Annotated in this window: 11 protein-coding genes; 5 read left to right on the forward strand and 6 right to left on the reverse strand. The window is 39.7% G+C overall.

The genetic code is table 11. The features are described from left to right. Positions 1–231 precede the first annotated feature (231 nt). The 5 genes from BM156_RS10320 to BM156_RS10340 all read right to left on the reverse strand — a co-directional run bounded on the left by BM156_RS10320 (position 232) and on the right by BM156_RS10340 (position 2,613). Positions 232–441 (reverse strand): zinc ribbon domain-containing protein, encoded by a 210-nt coding sequence (locus tag BM156_RS10320; RefSeq protein ID WP_093919794.1) that lies wholly within the window; start codon positions 439–441, stop codon positions 232–234. A gap of 101 nt (positions 442–542) precedes the next feature. Further along, the gene (locus BM156_RS10325; protein ID WP_093919795.1) at positions 543–713 is read right to left on the reverse strand and encodes a type II toxin-antitoxin system antitoxin; all 171 of its coding nucleotides are present in this window, start codon (positions 711–713) and stop codon (positions 543–545) included. A 56-nt stretch (positions 714–769) separates the two neighbouring features. Continuing rightward, positions 770–1,615 carry an SPFH domain-containing protein gene (locus tag BM156_RS10330; RefSeq protein WP_093919916.1) on the reverse strand — a complete coding sequence of 282 codons (846 nt, stop codon included), beginning with the start codon at positions 1,613–1,615 and terminating at the stop codon, positions 770–772. A 96-nt stretch (positions 1,616–1,711) separates the two neighbouring features. Further along, a complete protein-coding gene (locus tag BM156_RS10335; RefSeq protein WP_139218258.1) occupies positions 1,712–1,948 on the reverse strand; it encodes a hypothetical protein in 237 nt (78 codons plus the stop codon). A gap of 71 nt (positions 1,949–2,019) precedes the next feature. Beyond that, positions 2,020–2,613, reverse strand: a complete 594-nt coding sequence (locus tag BM156_RS10340; RefSeq protein WP_093919797.1) for an RNA polymerase sigma factor — start codon at positions 2,611–2,613, stop codon at positions 2,020–2,022. A 159-nt stretch (positions 2,614–2,772) separates the two neighbouring features. On the opposite strand from BM156_RS10340, the gene uvrA reads away from it, so the two are divergent. From uvrA to gdhA, 3 genes are all read left to right on the forward strand, one after another. Further along, a complete protein-coding gene (gene uvrA, locus BM156_RS10345) occupies positions 2,773–5,574 on the forward strand; it encodes an excinuclease ABC subunit UvrA (RefSeq protein WP_093919798.1) in 2,802 nt (933 codons plus the stop codon). 163 nt (positions 5,575–5,737) lie between these two features. Beyond that, entirely contained in the window at positions 5,738–7,531 is a 1,794-nt protein-coding gene (locus tag BM156_RS10350; protein ID WP_093919799.1) for a hypothetical protein, read from the forward strand. A gap of 605 nt (positions 7,532–8,136) precedes the next feature. Next, a complete protein-coding gene (gene gdhA / locus BM156_RS10355; protein ID WP_093919800.1) occupies positions 8,137–9,492 on the forward strand; it encodes an NADP-specific glutamate dehydrogenase in 1,356 nt (451 codons plus the stop codon). Between the two features lie 84 nt (positions 9,493–9,576). On the opposite strand, the gene BM156_RS10360 is transcribed toward gdhA, so the two are convergent. Further along, positions 9,577–10,923 (reverse strand): MATE family efflux transporter, encoded by a 1,347-nt coding sequence (locus BM156_RS10360; protein WP_093919801.1) that lies wholly within the window; start codon positions 10,921–10,923, stop codon positions 9,577–9,579. A gap of 117 nt (positions 10,924–11,040) precedes the next feature. On the opposite strand from BM156_RS10360, the gene BM156_RS10365 reads away from it, so the two are divergent. Further along, positions 11,041–11,589, forward strand: coding sequence for a HEAT repeat domain-containing protein (locus BM156_RS10365; RefSeq protein ID WP_093919802.1), 549 nt, complete (start codon positions 11,041–11,043; stop codon positions 11,587–11,589). 279 nt (positions 11,590–11,868) lie between these two features. Beyond that, the gene (locus tag BM156_RS10370; protein WP_093919803.1) at positions 11,869–12,846 is read left to right on the forward strand and encodes a hypothetical protein; all 978 of its coding nucleotides are present in this window, start codon (positions 11,869–11,871) and stop codon (positions 12,844–12,846) included. Positions 12,847–12,885 lie beyond the last annotated feature (39 nt).

Raw genomic sequence — 12,885 nt, forward strand, 5'->3', positions numbered from 1 at the left:
ATTGTCGTATAAATATATATATAAATACACTCATAACTATCGGATTAAATCCCTATTATGAAACATAGAATATTCTTCTTCAATTTCGATGTTTTTAAGATACTGATAATACGACAATTAAAAAAGAAACAAGTTCCAAAAAATGTTGTAAAATATGGGATTTCGAATGCAAACAAAAATAGCAGCAAAAATCATTTTCTCACTGCTATTTGATAACCAATAAGTTGAGAGTTAGTTCGTGACAAAATCAAGAACAGAACTAAGACCTGAAGAAGCTCCTTTTTTATACAATTCGGTATACCCACACTTTCGGCAAGAAACAGCCGTAAACTTACGATTCTGAATGTTAAAGTAGCGCGTAAAACCAGCTCCAGTCATCCTAAGTTCATCGATATCTGGATGTTTACCTCCACACTTCGAACATGTATAGTTTTTTTTCATAAAATATATATTAGCATACTTAAATTTTCCATAAACGTTTACTAAGCGTAAGAATAAAAGCCTACTAAATATGACATTCGTTTTATAAGCTCATTGTTTTTCTATTCATCCTTAGATTTTTTCGTTTTTTTACGACCAGCATCCTTCAAGGCTTTATCAATAACCCACTCCAACTGCCCGTTTATACTTCTGAATTCATCAGCTGCCCAGCGTTCCAAGGCAGCATAATCATCCGGATCTAATCGTAAAACAAATGATTTCTTTTTAGCCATTCCATTTCCTTCCTCTCAATTCGCTAACACTATTATATAACCAATTTTGTAAACATCTAATAAATAGATCCTGTATTTACAATCGGCGTAGCTTCCTTGTCTCCGCATAGTACAACCATGAGATTGCTAACCATCGTTGCTTTCTTTTCCTCATCCAACTCTACAATTTCTTTCGTGCTTAATTCTTCCAACGCCATTTCCACCATTCCTACAGCTCCTTCTACAATTTTAAAGCGAGCTGCGACAATTGCTGTTGCTTGCTGGCGTTTCAACATCGCCTGGGCTATTTCCTGTGCATAGGCTAAGTAATTAATACGAGCTTCCATCACTTCAATCCCTGCAATTGCCAAACGTTCAGTTACCTCGCGCTCCAATTCTTCATTCACTTCTTCTCCACCACTTCTCAACGTAATCTCGGCATCTTCATCTTCAAAATTGTCATATGGATAAAGCCCTGCCAATTTTCGCATTGCCGCTTCAGTCTGAATATTAACAAAATGTTCGTAATCATTCACATCAAAGGCTGCCTTAAAAGTATCTTGCACCCGCCAAACCATAACAACTCCAATCATCACCGGATTACCAATTTTATCATTCACCTTGATTGGCTCACTATCCAGGTTACGGGCTCTTAACGATATTTTATTCTGAACAAAAAACGGATTGACCCACCAAAAACCATTCTTTTTAATGGTTCCTCTATACTCTCCAAACAGAATCAATACTGCACTTTGATTGGGATTAACAATCGTGAACCCCCTCGATAGAAACACAACAACAAGCAATAGCACAATAGCAGGGATAATAAGTCCACTGGCAAACCCAAAAACAATTACTACAAGCCCCAAAAGCTCAACAGCAACAAACAGATAACCAGATTTAGCTTCATGATTTTTTTCCATAGCCTTCATATTACGTTGATATCATTTTGATATCACGAATATAAATAAAAAAAAGCATCTTTGTCAAGATGCTTTACAACCACTTTTTCGTCTGGTTCAGTTTTTTATAATTTCAATACTTTTTGTCAGACGGGACTCAAGTACTTCGTACGATTTTGAAAAATTCAAAATATTCTGTACGCTTTGTTCTGACGGTGAAAATCTAGCTTCACTCAACTTCTCAATCATATCGTTAATGCCTCCTTCCCGGCTTTTAGAACCAATTGCTTCAGTCTTTGACTGATCAGCATAATAGGTATTGAAATAGAAAGACAATGTAGAATTTTTCATCATAGGCATTTAGATTTGTTTTTGGATTCAAATAGAGAACGTCTATGAGAAAAGATTATTGTCTGTGAATTCATCTAAATTTTCGTCAAATGCAAATTATTCTTTTCAATGATTTTTCGAAGATTAATAAGCGCATAACGCATGCGTCCCAAGGCAGTATTGATACTCACGTCAGTTTGCTTCGAGATTTCTTTAAAACTCAAGCCCATGTAATGACGCATGATAATTACCTGTCGTTGGTCTTCGGGCAGTAAATCAATCAATTTCCGTACATCTTCGGTTATCTGCTCATAAACCAATCGATCCTCAATATTTTCATCTGAATATTTTTGAGAATTGAATAAGTCCATTTCGGTATCGTCATTAGAGGTTGTACTAAGCAGTTTTTCTTTTCGGAAGTGATCAATAATCAGGTTGTGAGCAATCCGTAAAACCCAACTGACAAACTTCCCGTTTTCAGTATATTTACCCGTTTTTAAGGAACGAATTACTTTTATAAATGTATCCTGAAAAATATCTTCTGCAAGCTGATGATTCTTGACAATGAGAACAATGTACGTAAACACCCTGTTCTTATGCCGATTGATGAGTTCCTCGAGAGCAAACTGATCACCGTCTATAAATTTTTGAACGAGCATATTGTCGTTCAACGTTTCTGCATTGAACATTACTTTCAATTTATATTTCTAAATAAACAAAAGTAAAATTCTCCTATAGGCAATCAGTTTTTAGTATGAGTAAAACAATTTGTTAATTTTGCACTTGGTAAAAATGCCAGTTTTTTGTTTAAAAACCAAATTTCTACCTGCTAAAATCAGAGAACATCCATGACAAAAACAAAAATATCAACGTCTGAAATACACATCAAAGGCGCTAGAGTCCACAATTTGCAAAACATCGAATTAAAGATTCCCCGTAATAAACTTATGGTTATTACAGGCCTCTCGGGGTCTGGAAAATCGTCTTTGGCTTTCGATACGCTTTATGCCGAAGGACAACGTCGATATGTTGAAAGCCTGTCATCGTATGCCAGACAGTTCCTGGGACGCATCAATAAGCCTGAGGTTGATTTCATAAAAGGAATACCTCCTGCCATTGCCATAGAGCAGAAGGTTAACACACGAAATCCGCGCTCAACAGTGGGAACTTCCACTGAAATTTATGATTACCTAAAATTGTTATTTGCGCGTATTGGGAAAACGATTTCCCCAATTTCAGGACAAGAAGTAAAACGCCATCGGGTTAGTGATGTAGTCAACTACATCCTGTCTTTTTCTGCTGATACAAAAGTCTTACTCTGTGCTCCACTCATTGCTCGCAATGGTCGTTCGGTCATGGAAGAAGCCGAGCTTTTATTGCAACAAGGCTTCTCTCGAATTGAAACCGCTCAGGGTATTCAGCGTATTGACCAACTACTTGAAGAAAAAGCAACTGATTTTTGCGCTGGAGAATGCAACATTGTGATTGACCGTCTGCAAGCTTCTCCAGACGAAGACAATGTAAGCCGAATTGCAGACTCTGTTGAGACAGCCTTTTTTGAAGGCCGTGGAGCTTGTATCGTCAAAATATACCAAGATGACCAACCAACAGTCAGCATTTTCTCAAACTTATTTGAGGCTGACGAAATGGAATTTGAAGAACCATCTGAGCATCTTTTCAGCTTTAACAATCCCGTGGGTGCTTGTCCTGCTTGTGAGGGGTATGGCAAAGTAATCGGAATTGATGAAGATTTGGTTATCCCTGATAAATCCTTATCAATTTACCAGGATGCTGTTGCTTGTTGGAAAGGGGAAAGTATGCAGAAATGGAAGATGCAACTCATTCAACATGCCTCTTCATTCGACTTTCCAATTCATAAACCATACTACGAACTTACGGATAAGCAGCGGGAATTATTGTGGACCGGAAACAGCTACTTTGAGGGCATCAATGCCTTCTTCTCCATGCTCGAATCCAAAAGCTACAAGATTCAGTATCGGGTTATGCTGTCCCGTTACCGAGGCAAAACAACATGCCCTGAGTGTCGCGGCACACGATTAAAGAAAGAAGCAAGCTACGTAAAAGTTGACAATCATTCCATTCAGGACTTAGTGCTTTTACCTGTTGCCGAACTCCAGGATTTCTTCAACCAGCTAACCCTTTCGGAACACGAACAAACGGTAGCCAAACGCATTTTGATTGAAATTCGTAACAGGTTAGCGTTTTTAAACGACGTTGGCCTTGGGTACTTAACCCTGAACCGGCTCTCCTCCACCCTTTCCGGAGGAGAATCGCAACGTATCAACCTGGCAACCTCCTTGGGATCTAGCTTGGTTGGCTCACTCTACATTTTAGATGAACCGAGCATTGGACTGCACCCCAAAGATACGGAGCGACTCATTCGTGTGCTACGCAAACTTCAAAAGATTGGAAATACAGTTTTAGTTGTTGAGCATGATGAAGAGATTATCCGTGCGGCTGATGAAATCATCGACATTGGCCCAAAAGCTGGAATTCATGGGGGAAAATTGGTTTTTCAGGGAAATCACCAAGAGTTGGGTCATGCCCAAGGGAGCTTGACTGCAGACTACCTGAACGGAACAAAGCAAATCGAGCTTCCGAAGTATCGCCGAAAATGGAATAATTTCATCGAGATAAAAGGTGCCCGCGAAAACAACTTGAAGAACGTGACGGTCAAATTTCCTTTAAATACATTGACTGTTGTTACAGGAGTCAGCGGATCAGGCAAATCTACTTTAGTCAGTAGAATTCTCTATCCAGCATTGGCTAAACTATTTGGAGGGTATGGAGAAAAAACCGGCCAACACGATGCTATTAAAGGGGATTTCAAGCAACTGACGTCTGTTGAATTTGTTGACCAAAATCCAATAGGTAAGTCATCTCGCTCCAATCCGGTGACCTACTTAAAAGCTTATGACGAAATTCGCAAGCTTTTTGCAGAACAGCAGGCAGCCAAATACCAAGGATTTAAACCATCGCACTTTTCCTTCAACGTCGATGGAGGCCGTTGTGAAGAATGTCAAGGAGAAGGCGAAATCAAAGTTGAAATGCAGTTCATGGCAGACATTCATCTAACCTGCGAAAGTTGCCAAGGAAAGCGATTTAAAGAGGAAATTCTGGAAGTTACATTCAATGGAAAGAGCATCCACGATATTCTGGAAATGACCGTCAATCAATCCATCGAATTTTTCTCAGCATGCCAAGGAAATACGGAGAAAAAAATTGCCAAAAAACTACAGCCGTTACAAGATGTCGGCTTAGGCTATGTCAAATTAGGGCAAAGTTCTTCCACCCTCTCCGGTGGTGAAAGCCAACGAGTGAAACTAGCTGCCTTCCTTTCAAAAGAAAAGGATTCTCCATCGCTCTTTATCTTTGATGAACCAACAACCGGGCTGCATTTCCACGATATTAAAAAACTGCTGGATTCATTCAATGCGCTAATCGCAAGAGGACATAGCATTATCATCATTGAGCACAACCTGGATGTCATCAAATCGGCTGATTGGATTATTGACCTCGGCCCTGAAGGCGGTAAAAACGGGGGAAATGTCCTTTTTGAAGGAACTCCCGAAGACTTAGTCAAGATCACCAATACACATACGGCCAATGCCTTAAGCGAAAAGGTCTAGACTTCAGAAATATTGTTTTGCAAAGACGTTTTTTCTTTCATACGAGAGAAAAAACGATATCTTTGCGTTGCAATACTGAATGAAAGGAAGAATTTTATGCCCAATGATTTAGCGCTTTTTCGCCCTCGTTGGCGCATAGCTCTCCGCTAATAAAAATCGAAAAATGAATTTTAATTCGCACACTTTTAGTATCCCGGTCATGGGATTAGGATACACCATCGACACTCCTGTAAAAGTAGGTCACCTTGGAATATCATCGGTTATATCGCTGGTCGACGATATTCTGATTGAGAAAATGCGAGAATTCTACAGCAAGAAATTTGATATTCCCTACCAGAACATCAGTTCTAAAGTTGAAGACTCCAGAGCAAAACGAATTACGGCTTACCTCAATATGGTTGATAAGTTGGTGCACGACAAATACGAAGAAATGATCAATAACTTTCAAAAAAAAGAAAGTGAACTTGAAAAGTATTTCGACCTGCTCCCCAATTCAACTCAAATTCGGGAAAAATTTAATCACTTGGTAGAAAACACCAAGAATACCAATCTGAAAGAGGTGAAAAACTGGCTAAGAAGCAATTTAGCTCCAGGTAAAATCGATGTCAACATCATGACAAAACTGGATAAAGCAAATGTTTCTGCTGATGGAGAACAGCTCCCAGCCGAATACAATGATGCTCATGCAGCCTTGCGCGGATTTGCCAACAGCAACTTGTGTTCATCCTTAGTACTTTCAGCTGGTATGAATCCACGCTTGTACAGTTATCTTGAAAATTTCAGCGATTTTTACCCGGACGCAAATGGCGACCTTCGTAAAAAAATTATTCTTAAGGTAAGTGACTTTCGCTCGGCGATGATACAAGGCCGTTTTCTGGCTAAAAAAGGTATCTGGGTTTCTGAATTCCGAGTTGAGTCAGGACTGAATTGTGGAGGACACGCCTTTGCAACCCAAGGTCATCTGCTCGGACCCATTTTAAATGAGTTTAAAGAGAAGCGCCAGGAACTATTGGATGCAACATTCAATGTACTCCAGTCTGGATTAAAAGATAAAGGTCTTCCAGAACTCCAACAAGCACCTGAAATGAAAATTACAGCTCAAGGTGGCATTGGAACCAACGAAGAGCACCAGCTTTTACTTGACGAATACCAACTGGATAGTATTGGCTGGGGAAGCCCATTTATGCTGGTTCCCGAAGCCTGTCACATTGATTCGGAAAGCCTTGGACTACTTAGAGATGCTGATGAACAAGACCTTTACCTCAGTAAAGCCTCTCCTCTTGGTGTTCCTTTTAACAATGTTCGTGGTGCCAGCCAGCAAAAAGCCATTCAAAATTATTTAAAAGATGGTAAGCCTGGATTCCCTTGTACCAAACGTTACTTGGTTTTCAACACAGAATTCACGGATAAGCCCATTTGCACTGCTTCAAAACAATACCTAAGAAAGAAGTTCAACGAGATTGAACTTTCAGCCCACAGTGAAGAAGAAAAGCAAACACTCAAAGATAAATTGACTGAAAAAGAATGTTTGTGCGAAGGGTTGACCAACTCAACTTACTTAGCTAATGGCCTGGATACCGAAAGCAAAAGAACCGGAGTGAGTATCTGTCCCGGGCCAAACATTGCCTACTTCAAACAACTTGTTTCTTTAAAAGAGATGGTTGACCATATTTATGGAAAAATCAATCTTCTGAAAGAAGTCAAACGTCCAAATCTATTTATTAAAGAGTTGGGCATGTACGTTGATTACCTGGAAAGCAATCTAAAAGAAGCGCAAGCGGAAGAAGATAAAAAGCAGGTCAATTACTTCAAGAAATTTAGAGAGAACCTACAGGAAGGCATTCAATACTATCACCAATTTTTTAAAGACTACGAAAATAAGCTTCACGAGATGAAGAAAAACGTATTCAGCGAATTGGAGCATTTTAATGCCCGCCTTGAAAATATCAAATTCTAGTAGTTTATAAAAAACAGCTGAATAAGAAAAGCCTGCTGAAACAAGAGTGTTTTAGCAGGCTTTTTGCGTTATGCGCAGTTGTAAAAACAGTTAAGCCCACCTCCACATCATCATACCCATCTCATCATTTTAATCATCATCAAAAGCAAAGCCAACTCAATACAATTTTCATAATTATCTGCAAAGATCATCGATTTTCATTTTTATCTGCAATTCAGCATCAGGCTTTCAAATTCATTCTTTCTTTACATAGCATCTATCATTTTAGATAAACGATTACTCTGGGAATAAAAATTTCAATCATTCGTCCAGAACTTAAAGTTTTAGGACAACACCTGCTTTAAGCGTAAATTACTCGAAAACCAGGCCTACAAACACTTCTCTTAACAATTTAGACATCTTGCTCGAAAAAGTGCCACACAAATTGAATATCAACACACTATCCTAGTTTTATCTTTTCATTAGTAAAATTTTGACAACTTTATCAATCAAATTGACATCAAAACAGTGAAAAAATTATAATTTTACACCTCCCAACTTTTCAGCGCTTAAAATTTATTTTTTAATAAGTAGAAGTTATAAACCAACTCAATATTGTTTTTTTAATGAGCTTAAACGATCCAAAAAAATTTACAGAGGATTTTATGGCCTATGTGAAAGCCAAAAATCCAGGTGAAGCAGAATTCCATCAAGCAGTTCAGGGTTCTGTTGAATGTCTTGCAGATTATCTTATCAAACATCCTCGATTTTTAAAAGCAAAAATCCTGGAGCGTATGGTTGAACCCGAAAGAGTTATTCAATTCCGAGTTCCTTGGACTGATGACAATGGTAACGTCCAAATTAACCGCGGCTATCGCGTAGAGATGAATAGCTCGATTGGACCTTACAAAGGAGGACTTCGCTTTCACCCCAATGTCAACCTGAATATTTTCAAATTCCTGGCTTTTGAGCAAGTTTTGAAAAATAGCTTGACAACGTTGCCAATGGGTGGTGGAAAAGGAGGAGCAGACTTTGATCCCAAAGGCAAATCAGACAATGAAGTTATGCGCTTTTGTCAGAGCTTTATGACCGAGCTAGCCCGCCATATTGGTCCTGACACTGATATTCCTGCTGGAGATATCGGCGTTGGAGGTCGCGAAATTGGCTTTATGTTTGGACAATACAAACGTCTTCGCAATGAGTTTACCGGTGTGTTAACAGGGAAAGGACTTGGCTGGGGAGGCTCAGTAATCCGTCCTGAAGCAACGGGTTACGGTACCGTATATTTTGCTGAAGAGATGCTAAAAACACGTGGCGAAAGTTTTGCCGGAAAAACCGTTGCAATTTCGGGATCAGGCAATGTTGCCCAATATGCGGTTGAGAAAGTTCTTGACTTGGGAGGAAAGCCGGTGAGTCTTTCTGATTCAAACGGAACAATCTATGACCCCGATGGTATCGACCGGGAAAAACTGGAATACGTAAAACTACTGAAAAACGGTTACCGTGGCCGGATCTATGAATATGCAGAAAAGTACAATGTAGCGTATTTCGAAAACCAACGCCCATGGGGAATCAGATGTGACATTGCCCTACCATGTGCAACTCAAAATGAGTTGAACGGGGATGATGCTGCAACTCTTTTAGCCAATGGCTGTATTTTGGTGGCTGAAGGCGCTAACATGCCGAGTACTCCTGAAGCTAAAAACCTGTTTATTGAGAACCGGATTCTTTATGGACCAGGAAAAGCAGCCAATGCAGGTGGTGTTGCCGTATCAGGATTGGAAATGACCCAAAACAGCATGCGTTTGGCTTGGAGCCACGAAGAGGTAAACCAAAAACTACACCGCATCATGTGCAATATTCATGAAATGTGTGTCAAATTCGGGAAAGAAGAAGATGGCTACATCAACTACGTAAAAGGAGCTAACATTGGCGGCTTTGTAAAAGTTGCCAACGCCATGATAGCACAAGGATTAGTTTAAAAAGATCCTGTTAAAAAAGAAAAGTCTTAATTCGATTTTATTCGAGTTAAGACTTTTTTCATAGCTGTTTATTCTAAATCTTCATTATGCCTTTATCGTATCCAGACGCTTCCATTCTTTCGATATAAAGAAGACAACAATTATCGCGGAGCATGTGTCTGCAATAGGCATGGCTAGCCAAATTCCGGTTAATTCCCAATACCGAGGTAGGATGAATAGTAAAGGAATAAGTATAATCACCTGCCTCAGCAAAGTTAATAAAGTGGCAATCTGCGCTTTTCCCACTGATTGATAAAAATTACCAACAACAACCTGAAAACCAATCAAAGGAAGCGCTAACAAGGACAAGGTTAAACCTTCCTTTCCAAGGGCAAGTAAATTGGGGTCCGAAGCATTAAACAAGCGAACAATTGCATCTGGAATTGCCAGAATTAAGACAAACGAACTGATCGAAATGAAGGTCGCAGCAATCATTGCTAAACGCAAGGTTTCCTTCACCCGAAAACCTGCATTAGCTCCGTAATTAAAACCGATGATGGGTTGTGTTGCCATATTGATAGCCACAATCGACATGATAATCAAAGTCACCACCGAGTTAACAATTCCCATTGCTCCCACGGCCAAGTCGCCTCCAAACTGAATCAACTTCGTATTAATCAATGCCTGAACAGCTGAATTAGCGGTCTGCATAAAGAATGGCGCCATTCCAATCGCCACAATCTCCTTCACAATAACAGGATCGAGGCGAAAATACTTGGACTGTAACTTAACGACCGAACGCTTGCTATAAAAGTGAACCAACACCCAAGCTGACAAGGCAATCATGGAAACAACCGTAGCATAAGCGGCTCCCTTTACGCCTAGACCCAATCCAAAGATAAAAATTGGATCCAGAATCAGGTTCAAACCGGCACTCAACAACATCGAATACATGGCAATCCGAGCATTGCCTTCACTTCGGATAATATTATTTAGAGAAAAACCAACCACCTGAAAAACAGCACCAACCAGAATAATATTCAGATAGTCATTTGCATAGGTAATCGTTTCAGGCGTTGCCCCAAACATCTTCAGCATGGGCATTTTTATGGCAAAGCCAATCAGGGTTATTACGCCCGAAACCAACAACATCAAAATAAAACTGTTGCCTAAGACCTTTTCAGCCCGATCCACGTCGCGACGCCCCATGTTAATTGATACCAGCACGCCAGCACCAATACCAATCAGCATACCAAAAGCCATAACAATCAACATGACCGGAAAAATTACAGAAACTGCACTCAAGGCGACAGCACTAACTCCCTGTCCGATGAAAATCCGGTCAACAATATTGTACAAGGCATTCACAAACACCCCGATAAATGCTGGTATAAAATATTTTAGCATGAGACGGGGAATATGCCCCTCTCCTAATTCCTTTGTTTTATCCATCTAAAAAAATGAAAAATAGGCCACAAAGGTAAAGAATCGATTCTACAATCTACGAATATCCTACTTTAACAGTATTTTAACTGGAAATGCTAACTTTGTGTTTTTAAAAGCAAAAACATGGAACAAAAGAAAACACCAGGCATTAATTCAACAATTGTTAATCAACTCAATTCATCAAGTCCTGAAACAGTAATTAAAGCTTTAAAACAGCTAAAAGAAACTGGAAATACAAGCTATATCCCAACACTCATCGAAGTTCTCCACACGGCTTCAGACAAAGAAATCCGCAATCAGATTGTCCGCTTGCTATCTGACTTAAAACAAACTGATGCCGTTCCATTTCTTATTGAAGCGATTGAAAATAAAAAATACGTTAACGAACTCCGTTTTTTAACTTCAGCCTGTTGGGAAAACGGGTTAGACTACAGCAATCACCTTTCCCTTTTTATTGACCTGGTCATTGAGCAAGAATTGGAAACGGCCATTGAAGCCTATACCGTGATAACCAACATGTCAGGCAAAATATCTCAAGAGATTGCCGATAAGGAAAGCCGGAAACTCAAGGAAGCAATGCTCGAATCAGACGAACAGAAGAAAGCCTTAATGCACGACTTACTGGACTTTTTACCAGCTTTTGAACGAGGTATTTCTCCGCAATCCTATTAAGCGACACACCTGCTCACAGCTCTGTTTCTGAATCACCCTGATTTTCAAGAGGAATAAAAATGGGCGAATGTCAATTCTAATTTTGTTGCCTTCGACCATTTTTATAGAAACTTTCGATTGTCTAAAACGGATCATTTATCGCTAGCTCGAGGACTCATTTTTTCAGAAATAAGACTTAAATTACCAGTCTTATTGTATTTTCAGGTCAATTGCATAAAACAGTTTCCCTAAAAAGCTGTTGTTTATGCTAAAGAAGTGAAAAAACCAGATTTGTAGTTCGTGAGATTTACCCGATTTATACTTGCTTTTATTGTCTTACTGGGAATGCTGGATGACGCAACTAGCCAAACGTTTGGAGATATTCAAACCTATTCGACTCCTATTTTACTTAACTCATCGTACAGTGGGGCAACAAGAGGAGATCGGCTTATGGTTTCGCTCGTTGGAACCCGAAGAAAAGATACGCAAAGTTACATGCGATTCATTAGCCACGATTTTTTCAGAAAAAAACGTTCGCTAGGACTTAGCTACATCGGTGGTATTGATATGGATTACACTCAAAACATTTACGCTCCTTTTTTTCGGTTAGCTGCGGCAAAGTATTATCCCAAAGAGAACAAGCGCTACATTATTCCATCGATCATGCTTGGCATGCAGCAGCCATCAAAGGAATTCAGCCTTTTTATTTTCGACCGTTTTCTAGGCCCAGGTGATCATCCAGATAATAATGCGCCTCCAGGATTCTCGCTTTACCGAACGACAGAGGTTGTTGGAGGAGCTGGAATTTTGTTCGCTAATTTTGATGGCAGTGTCGGCCTTACAGCAAACTTCAGGCGATCGTACAAAAAAAAACCCTACACGGATGAATTTGATGCTTCTTCGTATCAGGTATTAATTCATGCCGAAAAAATCTTCAATTACTACAAACGTGATCTGTTAACAAAGAAATACCTTATTCGCCCGAGAGCTATAGCCCACCTTTCCGATAGCACCATGCAATTTTTTGGAGAGGTGATGGTACAACGCAAACAGTTTGAAATTGGACTAGGCTCTGTTTACAACATTGACACAAACAATTACCGCGTATCGCTTAACCTGGGCTACGACTTCAAGTATTTCAAGCTACACTACTTGGGCTCTGTTCTCAGTCAATCAGGGGACTGGATCTATCCCATGCACAATTTAAGTATCAGCGTTGTATTCCCCGAGTTAAAACGATATGGCATTCCTGTGCCTCCGCTTATCCGAAATCTTTAAAACAAAAAAGGCTTTGACTTCAGGGTACTCCCATCAGCC

This window comes from Sunxiuqinia elliptica (genome assembly GCF_900113005.1).
GTDB classification, from domain to species: domain Bacteria; phylum Bacteroidota; class Bacteroidia; order Bacteroidales; family Prolixibacteraceae; genus Sunxiuqinia; species Sunxiuqinia elliptica.